The sequence below is a fragment of the [Bacillus] enclensis genome (assembly GCF_001456935.1).
GTDB lineage: Bacteria > Bacillota > Bacilli > Bacillales > Bacillaceae_B > Rossellomorea > Rossellomorea enclensis.
Genome location: NZ_KQ758482.1, coordinates 156062 through 181418, shown reverse-complemented (window position 1 = coordinate 181418; position 25357 = coordinate 156062). Strand labels below are relative to the sequence as shown.

The following is a 25357-nucleotide window of genomic DNA, read 5'->3' as shown; positions in this document are numbered from 1 at the left end:
TTCCTTATTAAGAGCGAATGCTTTTTAGTATTTAATCTTATCCAGCTCCGGCGGCCAGCCCCTCGAGACGTTTCAGTCCGGCCACTGAAGTCAAAGAACGACTTCACCGGCCGGACTTCCAACACTTGTCGGGGCTGAACGGGCCGCCTCCGCTTTTCGTTTTACTCAACAATGTCGTTTGCTTTTTTATTGAACTGTTCAAGTTCTTTATCGATATCTGCACCGCCGACAGTGATTCTTTCGATGGAAGAAAGGAATTCCTGTGCGATCTTTTCAAATTCTTTGATTTGCGGTGATGCTTTAGTGTTTTCCAGCTGCTTACCGAACACAGAAAGTAATGGATCTTCTTTCAGCTTAGGCTCTTCCCAAGCTTCTGTACGTGAAGGAAGTGTGTTTGACATTTCCAGCCATTCCATTTGTGTGTCCACTTCGTTCATATAAGAGATGAATTTAAGGGATTCATCAACATTTTCAGAGTTGTGGAAGATCGAGAGGTTCGATCCGCCCATGCTTGATGTGTTTGTTTCTTTCTTCGGCATTTCAGCTACTGCCCATTTGTCTTTAAGGTCAGGAGCCTGGTCGTTGATAATGTTGATCATCCAAGGGCCGCTAAAGAACATCGGCTTTGAACCGCTCTTGAATGCCTGTACGATATCGATTCCTTCTGCAGTCGGGCTTAAGCCTTCCTTGAAGTAGCTTGCATAGTATTCGATTGCGCCTTTGAATTCAGGGCTGTCGAAGTTCATTTTGTCCTTGCCTTCGAATTCATATCCATTTTGCCATGCAAAGATGAAAGGTGTGATCTGGTCATTACGGTCGATATCAAGACCGTACATGTCGTCTCCGCGTGCGTTCAGCTTTTCAGCTGCATCCTTCAGCTCGTCCCATGTGGCAGGGGCTTTGTCGTAACCAGCTTCTTTCAATAGATCTGTGCGGTAGTAGAGTACGCGTGTATCGATGTACCAAGGAACACCGACAATTTTATCGTCATATTTCATGGAAGTGACGGAACCTTCGAAGAAATTCTCAGGTTTGAATTCCGGGTAATCCTCGAGATAAGGTTCCAAGTCTAGCAAAGCGCCGGCATCTGCAAATTCAGGAACCCAGGTTGTCCCTAATTGAAGGACATCCGGTCCGTTTCCTGAAGCAACGGCAGTCAATAGTTTATCGTGGGCGTTGCCCCAAGGGATCGCCTGCACTTTTACAGTGATGTCTTTGTTTTCTTCTTCAAATTTAGAAGCTATTTCCTTCAATTTCTTTCCTTCTTCACCCATGGCCCAGACGGTGATTTCTTTCTTGCCGTCTTTTGAATCGCCGCCGCCTCCGCATGCAGCAAGTACGGCCGATAATGCGATCATCGCGACCAGTAACAGTGTCCATGATTTCTTTCTCATTCTCCCATCTCCATTCTATTCTTTATTGTTTTTCAAAAAAGCAGTCCCTGTAAATGCCGCTTTTGATTTCCGTGCAAGACTTCGCTTTCCGCGGGCGGCCGGTGAGCCTCCTCGTCGCTAAAGCTCCTGCGGGTTAGAAAAGCGGAAGGGCTTTGGTCAGAGGCGGGTGGCATAAGGCGAATCGTCCACGAAGGCGTTCTTTGCCTTCTTGGGCGAGTTGACTTATGACATGTGCCTCTAAGCCCTGGAGCTGGACAAGTCTCACCTGTCTCGCTTTTCCCGCAGGAGTCTTCGTCTTGCACTCCAATCAAAAGCTAGAACTGATACAGAGCATATGGCCTTGCACTGTCTGAATCACTGCTGGATGCATTCTATTGAACAAACCCAAAAATCAGCCAAACGTTATTGAAACGTTTCGATAACTATATTATAATCAAACATGAATCCGCTTTCAACCACTTTTTTAAAAATGTTGGACTGATAAAATCAATTTCACTAAAATTCACTGGTTAATAGGTTGGAAGCCTTGATAATAGATGATTTTGGTAATTATTACAGCACCGGATCCTTGTTGACTATCAAGAAGAATACGCTTATAATTCGACTCAACTGATTATTGAAACGTTTCACCAAATAAAGGATCGTACGACAAAATCCTAAAACTCGGAGGTTCCGGTATGAATGAACAGAAGCTTACTTCATTAGTAAATGAAATGACATTGGATGAAAAGATCGCCCAGCTGACACAGCTCGCGACTCCATTTTTCAAAGGGGCAAGTGACGGGGGGCAGATCACCGGTCCGATGGCCGAAATGGGAATCAGCGACGAGACGATCGGGAATGCGGGATCGGTGCTCGGCGCGTCCGGTGCGAAAGAAGTGAAAAGCATCCAGCGGAAGCATCTGAAAGAGAACCGGCTCGGCATCCCTCTATTGGTGATGTCCGATATCGTGCACGGATATAAAACGATCTTTCCTGTACCGCTTGCGATCGGCTGCTCATGGGATCTTGAACTGGCGGAGAAAAGTGCCGAAATTGCCGCGCGTGAAGCATCGGCATCCGGTGTACATGTCACATTCGCTCCGATGGTCGATCTCGTCCGGGACCCTCGCTGGGGCCGGGTGATGGAATCGACAGGGGAAGATCCGTATTTGAACAGTGAGTTTGCCAGGGCATTCGTGCGCGGCTTTCAAGGGAATGACCTGACAAATGAAACGGACCGCGTAGCCGCCTGTGTAAAGCATTTTGCTGCGTACGGGGCAGCAGAAGGCGGACGTGATTATAATACGGTGGATATGTCTGAGCGGGAGCTTCGGGAGAGTTATCTGCCTGCGTATAAAGCGGCGCTCGACGAAGGCTGTGAGATGGTGATGACGGCATTCAATACCGTGTTCGGCATCCCGGCGACCGGAAATAAGAAGCTGATGCGGTCGATCCTCCGTGAAGAAATGGGATTTGACGGCGTCCTGATCTCCGACTGGGGGGCGGTGAAGGAAATGATTCCTCACGGTGTCGCAGAAGATGAAAAGGAAGCTGCGTTGAAAGCACTCACGGCAGGGGTGGATATTGAAATGATGACCGCCGCGTATGTGAAATACTTAAAGATATTAGTAGAAGAAGGTCAGGTGGAGGAGGCATTGATCGATGAAGCCGTCCTCCGGATCCTGACGCTGAAGGAAAAGCTTGGTTTATTCGAAAATCCCTACAGGGGAGCGGATGAGGAGCTCGAAAAAGAAGTGATGCTAAGTACCGCGCACCGCGAAGCTGCCAGGGAGCTTGCATCGAAATCGGCAGTGCTGCTGAAAAATGAAGGCGTTTTACCTCTTCGAAAAGAGCAGAACATCGCTTTGATTGGTCCTTTTGCAGAAAGCGGGGACATTCTTGGACCGTGGTCATGGCTGGGATCGAAGAAAGATGCCGTGACGGTTAGAGAAGGCTTTTCACAAAAAATCAATGAAGCACAGTTGACTGTCGCAGGCGGCAGTGACATTGAAACGATTTCAGAAGAACAAATTCAGGACGCGCTACATGCGGCAAAAGACGCAGACGTCATCGTCCTCGCACTCGGCGAGGACTCGGAAATGAGCGGGGAAGCGGGCTGCCGCGCAGATATCCGTCTCCCCGAAGCACAGCTCGAGTTGATCCAGCGCATGAAGAAGCTGGGCAAGCCGATTGTCTCAGTGCTGTTCAACGGCCGTCCGCTTGATCTTCATGGTGTGTGGGATGAAACCGATGCAGTCCTTGAAGCTTGGTATCCGGGAACGGAAGGCGGCGCAGCCGTTGCGGACCTATTATACGGTGACGTGAATCCGTCCGGACGTCTGGCGATGTCCTTCCCTTACAGTGCGGGCCAGATCCCGGTTTATTATAATCAGTACAATACCGGACGGCCGAAGGGAGCGCCGGACGCTCAGGAACGCTATGTTTCACAGTACCTGGATATCCCGAACAGCCCGCTGTTCCCATTTGGATACGGCTTGAGCTATACGGAGTTCACTTACAGCGGTATGGAGCTATCGAGTGAAAAAATGACGTGCGATCGCCCGTTGAATCTGACGGTCACTGTGACGAACAGCGGCACGGCAGCCGGGGAAGAAGTCGTTCAGCTGTACGTGCGGGACGTCAGTGGTGAAGTGGTACGGCCGCTGAAGGAGTTGAAGGCTTTTGAAAAAATAAGCCTGGAACCGGGGGTATCGAAAGAAGTGGGCTTCAGCCTGACAGAGGAGCAGCTCAGATATCATCACTCCGATCTTACGTTTACGAGCGACAGAGGTACATTCATCGCCTATATTGGAGGAAACAGCAAGGACGTCATGGAGGCATCCTTTATACTGGAAAAATAGAGAAGCGAGGGGAAAGAAATGAATACAAACGTTGTACTCTCAGCAGGAGATCTGACATTTACTTTTTTACCGGGCGGCGACTTATTTGCCCTTACACATAAAGACATCATGGTGAATGGATTGATGGCCAACCCGATCGATGGGTCGATGAACAATCTGTATCTTCGCATTCATGGGGATAATGGCATCACATTCAAGCCGATGATCGGGGTCAAATCAGGAAGCAAGGTGGAATGGGCTGATTCCCACGTGAAATGGAGCGGTTCTTTCGAAGGCGCGGCCTACGAAGTGACGTTCACATTGACGGACCGCGGTATCTGGTTCTGGGATGCCGAGGTTGAAGGAGATGGAATAGAGGTCGATGTCATTTACGGACAGGATCTGGGACTTGCCGACAGGGGGGCCGTCCGTTCAAATGAAGCCTATATGTCCCAGTATATCGATCATCGCGTGTTTAAGAATGAAGACAGAGGATATGTGGTCTGCTCGAGACAGAATCAGCCGCAGTCAAGCGGATTCCCTTATCTTCAGCAGGGTTCGCTCGGAAAAGCGGCAGGCTATTCAACGGACGGGTTCCAATTTTACGGATTGTCTTATAAAGAAACAGATAGACCTGAAGTCTTGACAAAAGAATCGCTGGCAAATGAAATCTATCAGTATGAATTCGCCTATACGGCCCTGCAGTCCCGAAAGGCAATACTAAAAGGCAAACAGAGATTTACCTTCTATGGGGTCTTCAAGGAAGATCATGCTGGAGCGATTGAAGAATTAGAATTCCAGGACGAAATCGAAGCGGCATGGGAAGAGGCGCAGGCCGGGGGAACTGAATATAAGGGTGCCGGTGAATATGTGAAAATGAAACCGGGATTCGGCAAGCCCCTCCAAACGCTCTCTATGAATGAAACCGAAATAAAAGAACTGTTTGGAGACCGTCACAATGAGGAGCGGGAAGGCGATCGCCTGTTGTCATTCTTCACGGATACACATGAGCATGTCGTCTTGAAAGAAAAGGAATTGATGGTGGAGCGGCCGCACGGTCATATTTTGATGTCGGGTGAAAACCACCGCATGAAAGCAGATACGATTACGACAACCTCCTTCATGTACGGATTGTTCAACTCGCAGCTTGTGGTCGGGAATACGTCGTTTAATAAAATGTTGACGAACCAGCGCAGTCATTTGAATGTGCCTAAAACATCGGGGCAGCGCATCTATATAGAAGTGGACGGCGAGTACCGGCTGCTGACGATGCCATCCCTGTTCGAAATCGGCTTCAATTACGCACGCTGGTACTATAAGACTGAGGACGATATGATCGTCATTTCAAATTATACCGTGGTCGATTCACCGGAAGTGCAGCTGAACGTGAAATCACGAAACGGCAAATCGTACCGTTATATCGTGACGAATCAGGTGACGATGAATAACAATGAATATGAAAAAGGCTTCAACCTGAAGCAGGAAGACGGAATCCTGACGATCACTGCCGATCCGAAAGCGGACAGCAGTCAAACGTTTCCGCATCTTTGCTACAGGTTGAAAATCGACGGTGCGGATATGGAAACCGGCCGTGAAGAGAAGCTTGCGGGCGGTGTTGAACAAGGTGCTGCTTCCCTCGTTGTGATGGAAGTAAGTGCGTCCGCAGAATGGAATCTGACCGTCCAGGGTCTGTTGAACGGGGAAGAGCGCGATTTCGTGAAGCGCGATCTCAATGAAGAAATCGAGAAGTACCGTGAATACTATAGAGGTGTCATGAACGGCTTCAAACTTTCCACCAATGAATCCACACCGGCATCCCTTCAAAAAGTGAATGCGCTCGCCTGGTGGTACACTCACAATATGCTGGTCCACTACTCCGTTCCGCACGGGTTGGAACAATACGGAGGGGCAGCCTGGGGAACCCGCGATGTGTGTCAGGGTCCGACCGAATATTTCATGGCGACACAGAACTATGAGTCCGTGAAGGAAATCATCAAAACCGTTTATGCGCATCAATATGAAGATGACGGCAACTGGCCGCAATGGTTCATGTTTGACAAGTATTATAAATTCCAGCAGGATGACAGCCACGGGGATATCATCGTCTGGCCGCTGAAAGTGGTAAGCGACTATCTCGCGGCGACGAATGACTACGGAATTCTACAGGAAGAGATTCCTTTTACAGAGCGGGAAGGATTCGGTTTCACTGAAGGGAAAGCGACTCTTCTCGATCATATCAGGAAAGAGCTTTCCTATATCAAGGAAAACTTCCTGCATGATACGTTCCTGTCTTCCTACGGCGACGGGGACTGGGACGATACGCTTCAGCCGGCGAACGCCAATCTGAAAAAATACATGGCAAGCAGCTGGACGGTCGCGCTGACCTATCAAGTGATCGGGAAGCTTTCCTCCGTGCTCCAAGGAGTTTTAGAGGAGGAGGCAGAGGAGTTCAAAGCCCTTGCGGAGGGCATCCAGCAGGATTTCAACAAGTATATCCTCCAGGATGACGTCATCCCTGGATTCGTGTATATGGAAGAAGCGGGGAAACCCGAATTCATGGTTCATCCGAAGGATACAAAAACCGGCATACATTACCGTTTGCTGCCGATGAACCGCAGCATCATCTCTGAGCTGTTCACACCTGAACAGGCAGCAGCGCATTATGAATTGGTGAAGGAACACTTATACTGTCCGGACGGGGTCCGCCTGATGAACCGCCCGGCGAAGTATAAAGGCGGGGTCAGCACCCACTTCAAGCGTGCCGAACAGGCCTCGAACTTCGGACGTGAAATCGGCCTTCAATACGTCCATGCCCACATCCGCTTTGTGGAAGCGATGGCGAAGCTCGGGTATACGGATGAAGTATGGAAAGGCCTCGAAATCATCAATCCGGTCGGCCTGAAAGAGGCCGTGCCGAACGCGGAACGCCGTCAGAGCAATGTGTATTTCAGCTCTTCTGATGGAAAATTCAATACGAGGTACGAAGCACAGGAGCGTTTTGGTGAACTGCGTGACGGTTCCGTGTCGGTCAAAGGCGGCTGGAGAATCTATTCAAGCGGACCGGGGATTTATATGAATCAATTGATTTCAAATGCACTGGGAATCCGCCAGGAAGATGGGGACCTCGTGATCGACCCGGTTCTGCCGGAAGATCTTGACGGCATGAGATTCGATTTCACATTCCAGCACAAGCCGGTGACTTTCGTCTATCACCTGGGGAGCCATGACGGAATGCGTGTAGTGATCAACGGTCAGGAAGCGTCTGCCATCCCTGTATCCAACCGATACCGTGAAGGCGGAGTGAAAATTACCCAAACCGAACTTGAAAAACTGCTTACAGGCGAAACCAGCACAATCGAAATTCATCTGTGATATTTCCAGAAAACCTGCCTCCGTCCGGAAGCGGGTTTTCTTTCGTTCTCCAGGGTGTCAGCGACTGGGTTTCAACACGGCAAAGCGCTGCACACCGGACCCTCTGACGTGCCCTCTTGAGATGGCCCGAGGTTACAAACTTTGATTGGGCCGGAGTCTCGGTTATCATGGAGGATAGAAAATACAAAAAGGTGGTAATGCTCATGGACACCATTCCGGATCACCTGGAACACGGCCTTGACATTGTATTCATCGGGTTCAATCCGAGTATCCGCTCGAGTGAAACGGGGCATCATTATGCGAATCCTACAAACCGCTTCTGGAAGATCCTTTATCAGTCGGGCCTGACGCCCAGGCTCTATCAAACGGAGGAAGACAGCAGTCTGCTGGAGCTTGGATATGGATTGACGAATATCGTAGAAAGACCGACCAAGGACGCTTCTGAGATAACGAAGGAAGAATACCGGGAAGGAAGGATTCTATTAAAAGAAAAACTGGAAACGTATAGACCCCGGATCGCATGCTTCGTTGGCAAAGGCGTCTATCAGCAGTTTTCAGGAAAGAAGAAGGTACCGTGGGGATGGCAGGAAGAATCGACGGTACCCGGGGTACGCGATTTTGTAGCACCTTCATCAAGCGGACTGGTACGGATGAAAGTAGATGAAATTTCAGCAATCTATCGAAAATTACTCGAAGGGGACCGTTCTATCTAAGGCGGTCTTTTTTTTGTTGGTATTCCGGCCTAAATTCCGAAAGGACTGGTACAAGGGTTTATACAACAATCAAGGACGATTAATAGAATAGATAGTGGTGAATTTTATTTACTAGTTTCATAGAGAAAGGAGGGGGGAACAATGGGAGCAGCTCTTCCTGGATCATCATGCATTTTGGATTGGCTTCGCAGCATTATCTGCTGGATTCTCGGTTTGCTGGGCAGTGTATTAACCTGCCTGAGAAACGGAGTATGTAACACGACTGTATAATCCGCCAGAGTGGAATCCCGGCTGCGGCCGGATTCCTTCTTTTAAATAAAGGGTATTCCAGAAGTTTAAGAAGGCCCCCATCAGGGAAGATTACGGGAAAGTTGAACATTTTCAGCTGGATACTTTTATACAGGGTGGGACCGGAATGCATTACATATTTAAAAAACTGCCCTCGGAGGCGAAGCGATTTGCAAGGATGACAAAGCGGGAAAAGTGGAGTGTCCTTTACTCCAACTTGTGGATGACCCCCATGATTTATGCGCTTCTCTCCCTTATACTCGTCTTCATAACACTGTGGGCGGATCTGAAAATGAATGTGTACAAAGAGATGCCGTCGTTCTTAAAGGTCGACTACGGGTTGACCAAGACGATCCTGAGTACACTGACCGCAGGAATCTTATCGCTTACCACGTTTACTTTTTACGGCGTGCTCGGGGCGCTGTCCACATTTTCCAGTCAGTTCTCTCCGAGGATCCTTAAGAACTTCATGATGAATAAAGTGACCCAGCGGACGCTCGGGATTTTTAGCGGAAGCTTTCTATATGTGCTTTTTTGTTTGTTTTTCATCAATGAAGATACGGCTCAGGCATACAGTCTGATTCCATCTGGAGCTGTGTTCACAGCTCTGCTCACGATCAGTACCTTCGCTGTTTTCATCAACCATATCGTCAACTGGCTGCAGGTCACCAATCTGACCGAGCAGATCAAGCTGGAATCCGTCGATATCATTGAAAGCTCGCTGGTTAATGAATTGAAGCCTCATAAAGCGAAGCAGCCCGATGGTATAAAGATGCAGGTCCCCGGCGGAGAGGGGAAGCAGATGTATGCCAAACAGTCCGGCTATCTGCAGAAAACCTACTTTGATGCACTGATCCGGCAGGCAGCCGAGGACAATCTGATCATCCGGATTGATAACCGCATCGGTAGCTTCGTCTTCCGGTCGACACCTTTTATGACGTACTGGCATCCTTCATCAGACTTTGAAATTGATGAAGAGCGCTATACCCGTATGTTTGAGGTTGGTAAGAATCAAACGGAAGTCCAGGATATAGAATTCAGTATTAATAAATTTGTGGAGATCGCCATACGCGCACTCGGGAATGATGACCCAAAGACAGCAACGAATATTATCTATCAAATCGGTGACCTCCTTATTCATATATCGGAAATGGAAGTATTTTCACCCTATCTTACAGATGAGGAAGGAAACCTTCGAGTCATTTTAAAAAACTTAAACTTCGATGACTATCTCTACCGCGGGTTTGCGTCTATCAGACATTACGCGAGAGAGGACGCGGTAATCACCGGGGAACTTCTGCGCGTCATCAGATCAATTGCAACTGCCATTGATAAAAAGGATCACCACCATATATGGAACTTTACAGAGTATACAGCCACTGGGTTTGACCATAAGCTTCTCTATAACTTGGACCTTAAACACTTCCAGGATGTCGTGTGGGAAATCGCCGATATCACAGGTAACGAAGAGGCTTACGAAAAACTAATGAATATGATGAAGAGCTAACCGGGAGATTGACGATTGATCCCATGCGTAATGAATATAGAACAGGTTCTCGAATAAACAGGTGCCCCTTATATAAAATGAAGGCACCTGTTTTTATTATGGACGCCTACTAGTGGGTTATCGTACAAGAATTTGCTCCTGATCTTCATAGGATACTAAGAGAGTATTAGGAAAAGGAGTAAATTATGATGGGTAGTCCGATTGGAAAGTATACGAAATACAAGTTCATGAAAGAGCATTCTGTAATCGCTCCTCATTTACCGGCAACGGCTTTATTGACAGAGCAGTCTTTTTCTGACTATCTGGACAGGTTCGGCATCGTCATCGTGAAGCCATGCAGAGGATATAAAGGAATAGGTGTTGTACAAATTAGATTATTGAATGGGACGAACATTGAAATACAGTCAGGTTTAACTAAAACTGTGTTTGAGAGCAAAGGGGAAGCCTTTTCTTCCTTGAAAAAAAATCATTTATTCAAGAAGAGAAGGTACATTATACAAGAAAGAATCACCTTGACGACCATTAATGGTTGTCCGTTTGATATAAGAGTGCTGGTTCAGCGAAAAAAAAGTTCTTATCAGTGGGCAGTCACGGGTATTCTCGTTAGGGTTGCGGCGAAAGGTTATTTTGTTACGAATTATGCTAAAGCTGTCATGACTGTCGAAGAGGCATTGGAAAAGTCGGGTGCAAGAGGGTTGGATGCAAATAAAGTAGTAGAGAAATTGAACGAAGTTGGTCTTAACTCAGCAAACATCTTACAGGAACACTATCCAGCTGCAAGGCGTATAGGGCTGGATGTGGGGCTGACGGAGGATGGGCATATCTCGATCCTTGAAGCAAACCTCGGTCCGGATCTTGCTATGTTTAAGTTTCTTAAAAATAAATCAGTGTACGAAAAGATAAGGATGTATAGAAAAGGATGATCGTACTTCGTACACAGTTTATCCGGGGGGCGAGTAAAATACATGACTCCTGTATAGTTCATTCGGGTTATTTTCTCAGTCACTATTAAATATGTCCATGCAAATCTATGAGTTATTCATATAATACTTTATCTTCTTACGAAAGGGGGGATTTTTATGGGATTGGTCTTATGTGATTGCCGTGCTACAGCTGCAGGATCCGGAGAAATGAATTGCGAATCGCCGCTGCTCTTTTTGAATTTCGAATTTAATGCAGATATTTGTCCGGAGTGTTTACCTGCCAGCAGCTCAGTGACTGGCGCTTTTACAGTTACTGTTTTTGGACTGGAGATTGAAGCAGATTTCGTATCAACTGAAATCGGTTTTCCAATCTGTACAATTGATGCAGCTGGGAATCAGACCTTAACCGTTGTCGTTGAAGGAACTCTGACACTTATGGGTGTGCCGTCAGATGTAACGTTTACGTTAAGCATCAATGAAGCAAATCAAGAAATATGTATCGAAGCAGAAGGTATTGACCCATTTTGCTTACCTGCAACGGTCATTTTTGGGGCACCTTGTTAATCCTGTTGCTAAAGAGAAATAGAGAAACATGATACGTTTCATAAAGCTGCCGTGATAAATTCCGGCAGCTTTTTTTCTTGTGGAAAATCGTTCTATGTTTACTTCCATTCATCCAAATACAATTCATACAAACGGTTTGCACAATGGTCCCAGGTAAAATGGCTGTTGATAGACGAAATGGCATTTATACCGAGGTCTTTCTGTTTCCCGGGATCGGTAAGAAGGTTCTCTGTATAATGAGTAAGCTCTGCTTCGATATTGTTTAAATCAATAAGGTAGCCGGTATTTCCATGTTTGATGATTTCCTTCATACCGCCTGCTCTTGAAGCGATGACCGGGACTCCGCAGGCCATTGCTTCAACGTTTACTAATCCAAATGCTTCCTTTACTTGCGATGGAACGTAAACGATACTTGCTGATTGGAACCAGCGATGTATTTCGCTGTGGGGAACAAATGGAATGAATTTAACATGGCCGGGAAATTGTTTCGCAGTTTTTTCTAGATTCAGCACATAGTTTGTTTTACGCTTGCTTGAATAAAAAGCATTTCCGATGATCACCAGGCAAAGGTCAGGATGCTTTTTTATAAGGGAAGGCAAGATATTTAATAGATGATGAATTCCTTTCATTTTTCGAAGACGTCCTACGAATAATAATATCTGCTTATCTTCAAGATCATTCCTTTTAAGTACCTCTCTATTAGCCATCAAGTCAGAATCCCATTTTGATGTGAATTGAGAAATATCTACACCTAAATGGTTGACTGCGACCTTCTCACTCGGACACTGAGTCTTTTGGATGACAACCTCTTTCAAGAAGTGACTGTTCACAATCACTTTGTCGCAAGAATGTATACTCTGAATCAACTCATTTTTGGGTATAGCGGATGAAGAAATAAAGGCTGTTGAGTGAAGGGATAAAAAAATTTTTTGATGTGGCAGGATTTTACGGAGAAAACCTGCGAACTTTGGTCTGTTTTCAACCTGAATGATATCAGGGTTTATCTCTTTGATATAAGGGAGGACCTTTAATAGATAATGCCGCCAATTCTTAAAGCGGCAGCGATAATAGTGAATATTTCCATTCTGTTCAATACGGGAGAATCCCCGCGACTTCTTGCCTGCTATATAAAAGTCGACTTTTTCTTGTAAAGCATTGGTGACTCTATCAATCACCGTTTCTACGGAACTTGAACGTGGAGAGGGGATAGGAAAGGATCCGGGAGTGATGATCAGCACCTTTGGTTTCTTTAAAGTCAATTTTCTCACCTTCTCTCGTTTTCATAGTTGGTTCTGTTAATGAAGGAGGAGCTTTATTTTTACATATTCTATTCACATTTTTGGGGGATGTTGCTCAAAATGGTCACATCACTATTTCACCATTCTTAAAGCCAACATCGGGAAGGCCTAAGTCAGCCGATTGCCTATACCATTCCTTTGAACGCTGAATAGAGTAGTTATAAAGAATTTGATCATCACCATCATGAAATATCTTTACTTTTTTTACAGAGTAAATAACTGATTAGGAGGATTAGAATCATTGGACACATATTTAGGTATTATGGTAGGGACAGGTATATATAAAAGAATTACAAAAGGGAGAACTTCCTTTGAAAACCTTTCATTTTATGAGGCTGCCTGTGAACATTACAATTTAACAGTGTGTTATTTCCGCTTTGAAGATATTAATCCGGGAGAAGATACTGTGATGGCTTATGTGAAGAATGCCGAGGGAAAATACATTCTCCGCAAAGTTCAAAAGCCTGCAATTATCCACAACCGGACATTCACAGGGAAAAGAGCTCAGAGAAGGAAAATGAGAAAGCTTAAGAAAGAGGGAATCACTTTCTTTAATGAAAATAATCGGTACAAGAAATTAAACATCTATAAGATTCTTAGAAAGAATAAGACACTTCATCCACATCTCCCGGAAACGGTTCAAGCGAGCAGGGGTAATTTAAAACGCATGATGGATAAATATCCTGAATTAATTATAAAACCGAATAGCGGGACGCTGGGGATCGGAGTAGTAAAACTAACGAAAAAAGATAATCAGGAATGGGAACTAACCAGCCGCGAACATAATTCATTAAAGAAGCAGTGTTTCTCCACTGATTGGCCGCCCCTATTACAGAAGCTTGCCGATAAATCATATCTCATCATTCAAGAAAGAATTCCGCTTGCAAAAAGCAAGGGCGGGATCTTCGATATGAGGGTAACGGTGCAGAGAAATGATACCGGGAATTGGCAGGTATCTGGAATGGCGGGTAAAGTCGCCCAAAAAGGCTGGTATTTGACGAATGTAGCACGGGGAGGAACGTGCCATTCATTAGAAGAATTACTGGATGACCTGCCGCATCTGAATCAAAAACAGGTAAGCGAGGATATCAAGAAATTATCCATTATGATCGCCGGGCAGCTGGCACAGGAGATCCCGAACATTGCTGACGTAGGTCTTGATATAGGCATTACCCATGATGGGGTGCCCATGTTTATTGAATGCAACTGCAGGGATTTAAGAATCGTCTACAAGCATGCAGGAATGAAAGAAGAATGGAAGCAGACTCATTTCGCCCCGGTGGGATATGCAAAGTTTTTATCAGAATCATAGAGAAACAGAAAAAAGCCATATCGGGGCTTTTTTTAATGGACAAGCGCCGTTTCATGAAAATGGGGAAGAAATAAACTGAAATAGATAACTTGGTTTAATTGTACTGAGATAAAAATATCACAAGAGAGGTGATTGTATTGGCTGAAAATAAACTCTCGATCATCATACCTGCTAAAAATGAGGCGAAGCTGATCGGTGGGATCATGAAAGAAGTATCAAAACTGAAACCGTTTGAAATAATCGTTGTCGATAACGGGTCTAGAGACAATACGAAAGAAATCGTCAAACAACTTGGTGGAAGAGTGATTGAATATCCATATCCCCTCGGCAGGAACGTACCAAGAGCAATTGGCGCTTACTATGCGAAGGGGGATATTTTTCTATTCATTGATGGAGATCAAGTCATATCTTCTGACAAGCTTAAACCATTCATTCAAGCGATCGAGGAGGGGGCGGATGTTACCTTAAATGATTTCAGATACGTGCTGAAACAAAAGAGAAGACCCCACTGCACAGCCGTTGCGAGAAAAGGATTAAATTTATTTTTAAATAAAGAGGAACATGATATAGATTCTTACGTATCAATTCCTCATGCCATGAATAGAAAAGCACTGGAAACAATAGGCTGGTGGAATCTAGCGGAAACGGGAGTAGCCATTGCCAAAACATTTATGAGTGATCTGAAAGTAGAATCCCCCATTGCCATTAATGTGTTAAGAAAAAATGCTCGCAGACCCGGGGCCAGGATAAGGGCAAAGACGTCTCCTTTTGCTATCACCCATGATGAAATCCTGGGTGATCATGTTTTAGGGTTACATTGTTTAATCCGACAAAAAGGAGTAAGAGGGGGATTCCTTGATGACAGAAATGCCGCAATATCAACTGTTAACAAAGAAACCCCCACACTTGGGAAGACAAAAAGCAAAAGAAGCGCTGTAATCGTCACCACCAAAGGGAGGGGGAAATCCGTACCTTCCTTAATATCCCGCTTAGAAACAGCTAAGGTTAATGAGATTGTCATCGTGACGGATCAGACAATAGATTCTTATTCTGAAATGAAAAAGAATAAAAAAGTGAAAGTTATAAAGATATCTGGATCAGAGGGCACTTACTATGAAAGGTTCATAGCCGTGCAGCATGTGAGAGGTGAAAATGTGTTGTTTTTGGACGGGGATTTTTTACTCTCTACGCGGGAAATTAATCGTTTTTACAAAGCGGTTGAGGGAAACACGGACCTTGCTCTTAATGACAAAGGATATTTACTGGGACACTATCCTATGAGTTCGAAAACCTCCATTCATTATTGTTTGAATATTTTAATGAAGAAACCTGACCTTCTTAATTTTTCCCTGACAGAATATCCTCATGCCTTAAGCGGTAGAGTGCTGAATCACCTTCAACCAGAAGATTTGCTAAAACCACCGGTAGCTTATGTGAAGGCATTGCTCTCCAATTTTAACGTTTCCGCACCACAGAGAATCAAGACGTGTGAAGAGGATGTAATATGCGATGAAATCTTCTTTGGGGATCATCTGGAAGCTATTAATCTATTAATAGAAAATACCCACGAAAAAGGCGGATTCTCAGATGGGAAGAAATTTGAAGCGATCAATGAACTTCGCAAAAAGGAGGAAGAAAATGAATCAACATAAAGCCCCGGTGGCAATAGTAGGTTTAGGGTACGTTGGGCTGCCGTTGGCAGAATTGTTTATAAAAGGCGGTTGGGAAGTGTACGGTATTGATATTGATCAATCCAAGATAGACAGCTTGCTGCAGCACAAAAGTTACTTGAGTGATTACAAGGATGAAGCGATTGCTGACCTATTTGAGCACGGTTCCTTTCATCCGGGTACAGCTTTTGATGTCATATCCCAAGTGAAAACAGTGATTCTATGCATCCCGACCCCGTTAACGCCGGAACATCAGCCTGATTTACGCTTTTTAAAAAGCGCACTTTCCAACTGTATACCACATCTGCAGCAAGATCAGCTTATCATTCTTGAAAGTTCCACCTATCCAGGAACCACTGAAGAAGTGATATGTCCTGCAATTAAATCCTCAGGCTATACGATCGGGAAAGATTTTTTTATTGCTTATTCTCCTGAACGAATCGATCCTGGTAATACCTCCTACCAGTTAAATGAAATCCCAAAATTGGTCGGAGGGGTAACGAAAGAATGTACAGAACGGGCGAGTGAAGTGTATGAAACCATTTTTGATTCCGTCGTTCCTGTATCCTCACCCAAGGTCGCCGAAATGAGCAAGCTGGTGGAAAATTCCCAGCGGTTGATCAATATCTCATTCATGAATGAACTTCTCCTTTTATGTGAGAAGATGGATATCAGCCTCTGGGAAGTCATAGACGCAGCAAGTACCAAACCTTTTGGCTTTACCCCTTATTTTCCCGGACCCGGCATAGGTGGACATTGCATACCTGTCGATCCCATGTATTTATTATGGAAAGCAGGTACCTATCAAATAGATCTTGATTTAATAAAATGGGCGCATCAAGTAAATGAAAGAATGCCTTCCTACATTGTGAATAAAATCGAAGAGCATTCTGAAGGACATTCTTTGAACGGCAAGAAAATTCTTGTGATAGGCACGGCCTACAAGAAGAATGTGAACGATGTTCGAGAGTCCTCGGCTTTGAAAATAATAAAACTCCTTCAAGACAAAGGAGCTGACGTTCACTATCATGATCCGTACATTCCATCCATTAAGTTGAATGCCCACACCCTGAAATCCGTTGAGTTAACTCCTGAAACCATCGCTCAAGCAAATCTTACCCTCATTCATACTGATCACGCTTCCCTTGATTATGAAAAAATCGTACAATTCTCCAATTTGGTATTGGATACCCGCAGAGTAACAAAAGTAAATAATAATAATAAGGTCATTCTGTTATAGATTGGCTGTAAATCGATGAAACCACTCTTATTGATAAGGGTGGTTTTAATCATCGGGCTAATTGATTGCCGTGGATGACTTCGCTTTCCCCCGAATGGCCTGCTTTCTGTGTCACCCCAACTTCTTTTTTCATAAGAATAAGTAATATTGAATCAAGAAGGAATGAAAGAGATGCAGACGATTGTATTTCTCGGAAGCAGAAAGTCCGGTACAAGCAGGGAAGCCGTAAGGACGGCGAAAGAACTGGGCTGCCATACCGTTTTGGTTACAGACCGTCACCGGTTGGAAATACCTGAAGCGGATGAAATCATCTATATGCCGAATCTTTTTGAAAAAGAAGATCTGCTCCACCTCCTAAAGAGTTTAGAGAGCGGTGGAAACAAGGTATCTGCCTGCATGAGTTTCATAGATCCCTTTGTGTCCTATGCGGCCCGGATTTCAGAAGGGCTGGGACTGGGGGATTTTTCATCAGATGCACTGTCACTTGCAGAAAACAAAGCTGACACTCGGAAAAAACTGAAGGAATTGAATTCCTCCCCTTTTTTCTCAGTGATTGAGAATCTTAGCAACTTCACCGAATTCTCCCGTTCTCATGTTCATGCGCTTCCTCTCATCCTTAAGCCCGTGGTCTCCAACGGTTCAAAGGATATAAAACTTGTGAAGACAGAGGAGGAAATGGCAGAGGCGTTATTGTTTTTTTCTGAAAAGTATGGAGAACAGCCGGTATTAGCAGAGGAATACCTGGATGGTCCGCAGTACTTGATCGAAGTGGCAGTTTACAAAGGGGAAATTTCAATCATTGCAGTCATCGAACAGGAATGGAATGAATCCTTCATCATAAATGGATACTCTTTCCCCGCAGAAATCAGCAGTGAAGAGGCCAATTCCCTCAGGAAAGCCGTCCGTGACATCCTCGAACTCATCGGCCTTCGCCAGGGGTCTTGCCACCTCGAAATGCGTAACGTTAAAAACACCTGGAAGCTTATTGAAATCAATCCGCGGATGTCGGGGGGATGGATGAATAAGATTATCGAGACGGGGACTGGGCTCAATCCCTTGAAGGAACTTTTGCAGATGCAGCTGGGGGAAGTGCCTGACTTCCATGCGGTACCTGCCCGCTCCACCTATGCCAGGTATTTAACGCTGAAGACGGCCGGAAGACTTTTGTATATAAGCGGATTAGAAAAGGCGCAGAGCCTCGATGGAGTCGAATACGTGCATGTAACACCTGAACCAGGCAGTATCGTCATGCCGGCAAAATCAATGGGGGAGAGGTATGCCTGCATTATTACAAGCGCTGAAACAATTCAAAAAGCAAAGGACATTGCCAGGCATGCCGCAAAGGAATTGAAGTTTTATTTAGAACCTCTCTAGGGGGAATGGAAGATGAAAATGGTAGGGATGCTGCACCACCGCTCTCAGCCTCACCGGGTGAAAAAGGCATACGCATGCGCAGCCGTCGCAAAGATGCAGGACATCAATTTTTGCTACTTTACCTACAGCGGCGTAAATAAAAAGGATAAAAAGATCAAAGGATGGGTCTTTCAGGAAGGAAAGTGGAAAAGAAAGAACCTAAACTATCCCGAGGTCATTATTAATTTGTCCAACCCGAAAACGAAGGAGCAATCAATCGTCACAAAAGAATTAAAGAAACACTGTATATTCACCAGTCATTCCGTGGGCAACAAATTGACCGTCTATCACAAGCTTAAAAACAAGAAAAAATACGCCTCATACCTTATCCCTTCCTTACCACTTACGGGATTCGGTGAGGTGACCGCTTTTTTTCAACAATATCAAAAGCTTGTCATCAAGCCATTGTCGGGAAATAAAGGGAAGAATGTTTATTTTCTTGAACAACAAGACGCTCACTACTTAGTAACCGCAGGGCTCTCCTCTCAGAAATACAGCCAAAACGAATTGGAAGTATGGATTCATCAGCTGCTGCTGGATAACCGCTATCTGATTCAGCCATTCATCCTGTGCAGGACAAACGCAGGGTTGACGTATGATATACGAATTCATGTCCAGAGAAATGGAAGAGGGAGATGGGAGATCAATCTTATTTACCCGCGTATCAGCGGAACTGGAAAGCTCGTGAGCAATGTAAGCAGCGGCGGGTACCGTGGTGACTGGGTGCCTTTCCTGAAAGCGGAATTCGGCCAGGACTGGGAAGAGGTAAGGGGGAAGCTTGAGTCATTTGCACATGCTTTCCCAAGACATTTTGACAGCCTTTATCCTCATTCATTTGATGAACTGGGGATCGATGTCGGTATCGATGAAAATTTGAAATTGTGGATCTTTGAAGTGAATTGGAGGCCAGGCAGCAAACACCGTGAATTTGAAGTGGCGAAGAGGCTTCTTCCATATTGTGCGTACTTAATGAAGAAGGAGGGATAAATGTCCATTTTGCTCTATTTCATACACCTGAGACCTTACTTTCCATAGAATAATGATGTAGACGATGGGGGGGAGAGACTTGGAAAAAGAACAGGGCAAAGCTGATTCTACATGTATCCATAAAGCGCTGGCTGAACTGAAGAAGGTCCAGGATTTCATCAACCAAGCGGACATCCCTTACTTTGGAAAAATGTTCTCAAAGCTGGTAGGTGTGGATACGATTCCTTTTTCTTTATACACAGAGGATGGAAAGCTGACCTTTACGGGGGTTGATAAGGACCCTTGTGGAACAGCGGCGTCTTTTAAAACAAGCTATTTCCGCATTGAAGATCTCGATGGAAAATCCGGTTGTGCAACAATCTCCCTGCTGCGCCCGCTTTGCATCTGTGGAAAAAATGATCACTCCTGCTGTAAAATCCTTGTGTTGAAAAGAACCGACACTTGCGTCAAAGTGGATGTAACCTGTATTTGTGCCATCCAGTGCATCGATATCGACCTTTTAAAACGCAAAATAATCATTGAACCGAAATGGTGAAAACGTACCTTTACTCGAAGGTGCGTTTTTTCGTTTGAGGAATGTTTTCTTCGGTATCGGTCCTCGCCGTTATACCATGTTAAATGCCTGTGCGGCGATGCTTTAGCTTAACAAGGGACGTCTGTTACAATTTCTGTTATACTAAACGAATAGTTTAAATATTTAGATTTTACTGACGGGTTGCGCATCCTGGGAAGCATGTACTTCATAGAGACCCTATCTTATTATCAAACGATAAAAGGGGTGCTGGTCTGTGGAGAAGTTTGCAATTTTTCGTGTACCGGAAACGATTTTTTACGGCCGGGAGGCTTTAGGGAATGTCGGCCGGGAAGCGGCAGATCGGGGCGGAAAGGCCCTGATCATCAGTGATGGAATCATGGACGGGCTCGGCTATGTCAGCCGGTGCCGCCAGTATTTACAGGATCATGGGATTCCGAGCGCCGTCTATCTTGGGGTCGAGTCTGAACCGACCGACCGGTATGTTGCAGAGGCCCTCTCGATGCTCGAGGAGGAACGCTGCGATCTGGTCATATCACTCGGAGGGGGGAGCTGCATCGATACCGCCAAGGCAATTGCTGTGCTTGCTTCGAATGGAGGGTATATCGGGGATTATATGGGTGGCAGGTTTTTAGCTGATAAAAAACCTCTCCCTCATATCGCCATCCCAACGACTGCGGGTACTGGTTCGGAAGCGACGGATGTGACGGTCATCACCAATACGCAGGATGACGTGAAAATGATGATCAAGCAGCCGGCCTTTATGCCGGACGTCGCCATTGTGGATCCGCTCCTGACCGTCTCCTCACCCAAAACCGTGACGGCTGCGACCGGCGTCGATGCGCTGAGCCATGCGGTGGAAGCATATTTATCAAGGAGAGCCCAACCGATGACCGACACAGCAGCTCTTGCTGCCATCGAGCTGATTGCGGACAATCTGTTGAAGGCATATGATGATGGCGGGAACCTTGATGCCCGGGAAGCAATGAGCCTTGCTGCCATGCAGGGAGGAATGGCTTTTTCCAATGCTTCCGTCTGCCTGGTTCATGGAATGTCACGCCCGATCGGTGCACTGTTCCATGTCCCGCACGGCTACTCGAATGCGATGCTGCTGCCGGCGGTGCTGGAATTCAGCAAAGACCACTGCATCGACCGCCTGGCTGATATAGGGCGGATATTCGTGAAGGACAGCGGGCCCCTGACGAATGAGGAATGTGCCGAAAATGCACTGGCTTCGGTCAAAGCGCTCTGCCGGAAGCTGAACATCCCGAATCTTAAGGAATGGGGAATCGAGGAAGAGGCATTCACTAATGCAGTGGGAAAAATGACGGAAGATGCCTTCATCAGCGGCAGCCCTGCAAACAATCCGAGGGTGCCGACGAAAGCGGAACTGGAAGCTCTGTATCACCACTGCTACGATTATCAGTACACCTCAAACGAAAAAGTAAAGTGAAAAATGGGATCAGCATGGATCACTGATCAACCGAAAACAACTCTCGAAAGGGGAAATCATTCATGGCGACTGCAACGACTAATACCTTGAAGAACTTTATCAACGGAAAATGGGTGGATGCCAAGACGGACCACTACCAATCCGTACCGAATCCTGCTACCGGTGAAGAACTGGCCCAGGTTCCGATCTCAACCAGGCAGGACGTGGATGACGCGGTGCATACCGCTAAAGAAGCATACAAATCATGGAGCAGGACGCCGGTGCCAAAACGTGCACGTATTCTCTTTAAATATCAGCAGCTGCTTGTCGAGAATTGGGACGAGCTTGCAAAATTAATCACAGAGGAAAACGGGAAAAGCTTTAAAGAAGCATACGGTGAAGTACAGCGCGGGATCGAATGCGTGGAGTTCGCAGCTGGTGCCCCGACCCTGATGATGGGGAAACAGCTGCCTGATATCGCGACGAATATTGAATCTGGCATGTACCGCTATCCCGTCGGTGTGGTCGGCGGCATCACGCCGTTCAACTTCCCGATGATGGTGCCATGCTGGATGTTCCCGCTGGCGATTGCGTGCGGAAATACATTTGTCCTGAAGCCTTCCGAGCGGACGCCGCTCCTTGCCAACCGCCTTGCAGAGCTGTTCCAGGAGGCAGGCCTGCCGGACGGCGTGCTTAATGTGGTCCACGGTGCTCATGACGTCGTGAATAGCCTTCTTGAACATAAGGATGTCCCGGCGATTTCATTTGTCGGCTCGCAGCCGGTGGCAGAGTATATTTATAAAACCGCTGCAGGGAACGGCAAGCGGGTCCAGGCACTTGCAGGAGCGAAGAATCACTCCATCGTCATGCCGAACGCCGACCTTGACGCTGCCGTAAAAGAAATCATCGCTGCAGCATACGGGTCTGCCGGTGAACGCTGCATGGCCTGCTCTGTTGTAGTCGCAGTGGGAGATGTTGCGGATAATCTGATCAAGAAGCTGAACGAGCAGGCGGATGCGATTAAAATCGGCAACGGGATGGATGAAGATGTGTTCCTGGGTCCTGTCATCCGCGATGAACATAAAAAGAAGACGGAAAGCTATATTGAGAGCGGTGTTGAAGAAGGGGCGACATTGGTACGTGACGGTCGTACGGATGAAGCGTACAAGGAAAACGGCTACTTCATCGGCCCGACCATCTTTGACAATGTGACATCCACCATGAAAATCTGGAAAGATGAAATCTTTGCTCCCGTTCTTTCGATCGTCCGTGTGAATACACTGGAAGACGCAATTAACCTGACCAATGAATCAGACTTTGGAAACGGTGCCTGCCTGTTCACGAAAGACGGGAGCGATGTCCGCTACTTCCGTGAATTTATCGAAGTCGGCATGCTCGGCGTCAATATCGGGGTGCCTGCACCGATGGCATTCTTCCCGTTCTCCGGCTGGAAAAACTCCTTCTACGGAGACCTTCATGCCAACGGACCGGATGGAGTCGAATTCTATACAAGACGCAAGATGATGACCGCACGCTGGTAAAATGAAGGCCCGTCCCTCACCGCTTTAAAGCGATGGGGGACGGGCCTTCAAATTGGTCTTCTCAATCCCGGTCATCTATGTTAAGATAATCATAACTTACAAGAAATGGAGGTTTTCCCTTTGATCTTAATCAGACTACGATTCCGCGATTCCAACAGATAATTGAATATGTTCGGACGCTCTGCCTGTGCGCAGGGTAAATGGAATTGGTCTGCCTATTTTTAAGGGAAACTTCATTTAACGTGTTGGTGAAGAAGAGGGGGCGAAGGACTCCTCTTTTTTCGTGTCTTGAAAATAGAACTGAATAGTGGACTTTTAACGGGTTCCCGCGAGTTTTACCGTGTAGTGAAAAGGGTATCCTAAAGTCATGCCGGCCCATGCAAGAAAAGGACGCGGACCGTTGTTTTCTTTTGAAAACAGCTGCACGTGGCCGGTTGACGGATCCATTTGCTAAAGCACAGGCAGCAGCCTGTGTTTTTTTCGATATAAAAAAAGAATGGGAAGTGAAGATAGATGATGGAAGAACGTTTAAGAGCCATCGCCGTTGGCGTGAACACCAAGGAAAAGGGAGAAGATTTTGAATACAATATGCTTGAATTGAAGGGGCTGGCCGAAGCCCGCCGCATTGATGTCCTCGCAGAAATGACGCAGAACCTGCCGAAAAGGAATCATGTGCATTATATCGGGAAAGGGAAAATCGATGAGCTTCTGCCTCTGATTGAAGAAATGGAAGCGGATGTACTCATCGCCAATGATGAGCTGTCGCCGTCACAGATCCGGGTGCTCGAAGAAAAACTTGATATCCGTGTGATGGACCGGACCATGCTGATCCTCGATATTTTCGCAGAACGCGCGCAGACGAGGGAAGCTCAGCTGCAGGTGGAAGTGGCACAGCTTCAATACATGCTGCCACGCCTGATCGGAAGGCGCGAATCACTTGGACGTCAAGGAGGGGGATCCGGACTTGCAAACAGGGGTGCAGGTGAAACAAAGCTTGAGCTCGACCGCCGCCGCATCGAAGACAATATCACGGCACTTAACAAAGAGCTTGAAGCGCTAGTTGATCTGAGGAAGACTCAGCGGAAGCAGCGCAAGAAGAGCGGTATCCCGGTTGTTTCACTCGTCGGATACACGAACGCAGGGAAATCGACGACCATGAATGCCCTTCTGGAAACATTCAATTCCGGTGAAAACAAGCAGGTTTTTGAAAAAGATATGCTGTTCGCCACATTGGATACGTCAGTCAGGAACATCACACTTCCTGATAATAAGTCTTTCCTGCTGACCGACACCGTCGGTTTTGTCAACAAGCTGCCCCACCATCTCGTGAAGGCATTTCGCTCGACGCTTGAGGAAGTGGCAGAGGCAGATCTCATCGTCCAGGTGGTGGATTATTCCGATCCCCATCATGAAACAATGATGGAAGTCACGAACAAAACTCTTGATGATATCGGAGTGGGAGGCATTCCGATGGTCTACGCCTTCAATAAGGCGGAACTAGTCGATGAAGAATCAGTCGGAAGCGTTGTGAACGACAGGATCTATCTATCCGCGAAACAGCGAAAAGGCATCGATGAGCTGATCGATGTCATCAAAGGCCATATTTTTAAAGACTACAAGAAATGCGACATGCTCATCCCGTTCAGCCAGGGACAACTGATATCTTATTTCAATGAACATGCAAACGTGCTTCATACCGAATATGAAGAGAACGGCACAAAGCTGACGATGGAATGCAGGAGTTCGGATTTTGAGAAGTACAGGGAGTATGTGGTTCAATAAACAGAGTACAGAGAAAAGGACTTTACGGCTGCGTAAAGTCCTTTTTGTTAAACTGTTCTATTAATCTGATACATTAATGGACCTATCGTCCACCGACCCAAGCTTGTGTCTATAAATATAAAAATGAAAGAAATATTCCCCCACACCGATGAGGAGGGCTGAAATGAATGCAGAAGGCAGGGCGACATCTGCGTCCAATCCTTCAATCATGGAAATCACTGCCCAGACCAATATGAAGGCAATGAACAATTCAGCTGTGGAGGTGACGACATTATTGGTTTTATGTAGAAAGGCCAGATCTCCGAGCCCATATGAGACGGCTCCAAACAGGACGGCAATGAGCGCAGTACTTTCAGCAGAGACACGGAACCCGAGGCTTAGAACGAATGAAAACACAGCCAGGATCATGATTCCTTTAATGGCGAACGCTTTTGCATGCTTCATATGATATCTCCTCCTTCGGGACGTGCTTTGTTTTTCCCGCTGAGATGAAAGATAAACAAATTGAAAATGGCTCTATGTAACACGCTAAATAAATGACAATGCTAGAGGAACTCAAATAGACTG

At 46.2% G+C, this 25357-nt stretch carries 18 protein-coding genes; 15 read left to right on the top strand and 3 right to left on the bottom strand.

The features are described from left to right. Positions 1–161 precede the first annotated feature (161 nt). Positions 162–1394: a sugar ABC transporter substrate-binding protein gene (locus AS034_RS00800; protein WP_058297101.1), complete on the bottom strand. Its 1233-nt coding sequence runs from the start codon at positions 1392–1394 to the stop codon at positions 162–164. Between the two features lie 677 nt (positions 1395–2071). On the opposite strand from AS034_RS00800, the gene bglX reads away from it, so the two are divergent. The 6 genes from bglX to AS034_RS00770 all read left to right on the top strand — a co-directional run bounded on the left by bglX (position 2072) and on the right by AS034_RS00770 (position 11583). Then, positions 2072–4237, top strand: coding sequence for a beta-glucosidase BglX (gene bglX, locus AS034_RS00795; RefSeq protein ID WP_058297100.1), 2166 nt, complete (start codon positions 2072–2074; stop codon positions 4235–4237). Between the two features lie 18 nt (positions 4238–4255). Then, entirely contained in the window at positions 4256–7588 is a 3333-nt protein-coding gene (locus AS034_RS00790; protein ID WP_058297099.1) for a GH36-type glycosyl hydrolase domain-containing protein, read from the top strand. 203 nt (positions 7589–7791) lie between these two features. After that, positions 7792–8301, top strand: a complete 510-nt coding sequence (locus tag AS034_RS00785; RefSeq protein WP_058297098.1) for a mismatch-specific DNA-glycosylase — start codon at positions 7792–7794, stop codon at positions 8299–8301. A 415-nt stretch (positions 8302–8716) separates the two neighbouring features. Continuing rightward, a complete protein-coding gene (locus AS034_RS00780; RefSeq protein ID WP_052011341.1) occupies positions 8717–10096 on the top strand; it encodes a DUF2254 domain-containing protein in 1380 nt (459 codons plus the stop codon). A gap of 188 nt (positions 10097–10284) precedes the next feature. Continuing rightward, complete coding sequence (locus AS034_RS00775) at positions 10285–11019, top strand: YheC/YheD family protein (protein ID WP_058297097.1); 735 nt, start codon at positions 10285–10287, stop codon at positions 11017–11019. Between the two features lie 156 nt (positions 11020–11175). Further along, positions 11176–11583, top strand: coding sequence for a YceI family protein (locus AS034_RS00770; protein WP_058297096.1), 408 nt, complete (start codon positions 11176–11178; stop codon positions 11581–11583). 98 nt (positions 11584–11681) lie between these two features. Here the strand turns inward: AS034_RS00770 and AS034_RS00765 are convergent, their stop codons facing one another. Next, positions 11682–12842 carry a glycosyltransferase family 4 protein gene (locus AS034_RS00765; protein WP_058297095.1) on the bottom strand — a complete coding sequence of 387 codons (1161 nt, stop codon included), beginning with the start codon at positions 12840–12842 and terminating at the stop codon, positions 11682–11684. Positions 12843–13122: 280 nt separating this feature from the next. On the opposite strand from AS034_RS00765, the gene AS034_RS00760 reads away from it, so the two are divergent. From AS034_RS00760 to hflX, 9 genes are all read left to right on the top strand, one after another. After that, positions 13123–14193 carry a YheC/YheD family endospore coat-associated protein gene (locus tag AS034_RS00760; RefSeq protein WP_058297094.1) on the top strand — a complete coding sequence of 357 codons (1071 nt, stop codon included), beginning with the start codon at positions 13123–13125 and terminating at the stop codon, positions 14191–14193. 128 nt (positions 14194–14321) lie between these two features. After that, positions 14322–15845, top strand: a complete 1524-nt coding sequence (locus AS034_RS00755) for a glycosyltransferase family 2 protein (RefSeq protein WP_272867391.1) — start codon at positions 14322–14324, stop codon at positions 15843–15845. Next, entirely contained in the window at positions 15832–17103 is a 1272-nt protein-coding gene (locus tag AS034_RS00750; protein ID WP_058297092.1) for a nucleotide sugar dehydrogenase, read from the top strand. The genes AS034_RS00755 and AS034_RS00750 overlap by 14 nt, the downstream gene beginning before the upstream one ends. Before the next feature lie 147 nt (positions 17104–17250). Further along, positions 17251–18477 (top strand): ATP-grasp domain-containing protein, encoded by a 1227-nt coding sequence (locus AS034_RS00745; RefSeq protein ID WP_082641590.1) that lies wholly within the window; start codon positions 17251–17253, stop codon positions 18475–18477. A gap of 12 nt (positions 18478–18489) precedes the next feature. Beyond that, entirely contained in the window at positions 18490–19503 is a 1014-nt protein-coding gene (locus AS034_RS00740; RefSeq protein WP_058297090.1) for a YheC/YheD family endospore coat-associated protein, read from the top strand. Positions 19504–19582: 79 nt separating this feature from the next. Beyond that, positions 19583–20038: a CotY/CotZ family spore coat protein gene (locus tag AS034_RS00735; protein ID WP_058297089.1), complete on the top strand. Its 456-nt coding sequence runs from the start codon at positions 19583–19585 to the stop codon at positions 20036–20038. Positions 20039–20291: 253 nt separating this feature from the next. Further along, positions 20292–21488: an iron-containing alcohol dehydrogenase gene (locus tag AS034_RS00730; protein ID WP_058297088.1), complete on the top strand. Its 1197-nt coding sequence runs from the start codon at positions 20292–20294 to the stop codon at positions 21486–21488. Positions 21489–21550: 62 nt separating this feature from the next. Beyond that, entirely contained in the window at positions 21551–23008 is a 1458-nt protein-coding gene (locus AS034_RS00725) for a CoA-acylating methylmalonate-semialdehyde dehydrogenase (protein ID WP_058297087.1), read from the top strand. 516 nt (positions 23009–23524) lie between these two features. Beyond that, positions 23525–24790, top strand: a complete 1266-nt coding sequence (gene hflX / locus AS034_RS00720; protein WP_058298049.1) for a GTPase HflX — start codon at positions 23525–23527, stop codon at positions 24788–24790. Positions 24791–24850: 60 nt separating this feature from the next. On the opposite strand, the gene AS034_RS00715 is transcribed toward hflX, so the two are convergent. Next, positions 24851–25234: a DUF2512 family protein gene (locus AS034_RS00715; protein ID WP_058297086.1), complete on the bottom strand. Its 384-nt coding sequence runs from the start codon at positions 25232–25234 to the stop codon at positions 24851–24853. Between the last annotated feature and the right edge of the window lie 123 nt (positions 25235–25357).

Bases quoted from the DNA above. Each gene is read 5' to 3' on its own strand.
- AS034_RS00800 (WP_058297101.1), bottom strand. From the start codon at position 1,394: ATGAGAAAGAAATCATGGACACTGTTACTGGTCGCGATGATCGCATTA.
- bglX (WP_058297100.1), top strand. From the start codon at position 2,072: ATGAATGAACAGAAGCTTACTTCATTAGTAAATGAAATGACATTGGAT.
- AS034_RS00790 (WP_058297099.1), top strand. From the start codon at position 4,256: ATGAATACAAACGTTGTACTCTCAGCAGGAGATCTGACATTTACTTTT.
- AS034_RS00785 (WP_058297098.1), top strand. From the start codon at position 7,792: ATGGACACCATTCCGGATCACCTGGAACACGGCCTTGACATTGTATTC.
- AS034_RS00780 (WP_052011341.1), top strand. From the start codon at position 8,717: ATGCATTACATATTTAAAAAACTGCCCTCGGAGGCGAAGCGATTTGCA.
- AS034_RS00775 (WP_058297097.1), top strand. From the start codon at position 10,285: ATGGGTAGTCCGATTGGAAAGTATACGAAATACAAGTTCATGAAAGAG.
- AS034_RS00770 (WP_058297096.1), top strand. From the start codon at position 11,176: ATGGGATTGGTCTTATGTGATTGCCGTGCTACAGCTGCAGGATCCGGA.
- AS034_RS00750 (WP_058297092.1), top strand. From the start codon at position 15,832: ATGAATCAACATAAAGCCCCGGTGGCAATAGTAGGTTTAGGGTACGTT.
- AS034_RS00740 (WP_058297090.1), top strand. From the start codon at position 18,490: ATGAAAATGGTAGGGATGCTGCACCACCGCTCTCAGCCTCACCGGGTG.
- AS034_RS00725 (WP_058297087.1), top strand. From the start codon at position 21,551: ATGGCGACTGCAACGACTAATACCTTGAAGAACTTTATCAACGGAAAA.
- hflX (WP_058298049.1), top strand. From the start codon at position 23,525: ATGGAAGAACGTTTAAGAGCCATCGCCGTTGGCGTGAACACCAAGGAA.
- AS034_RS00715 (WP_058297086.1), bottom strand. From the start codon at position 25,234: ATGAAGCATGCAAAAGCGTTCGCCATTAAAGGAATCATGATCCTGGCT.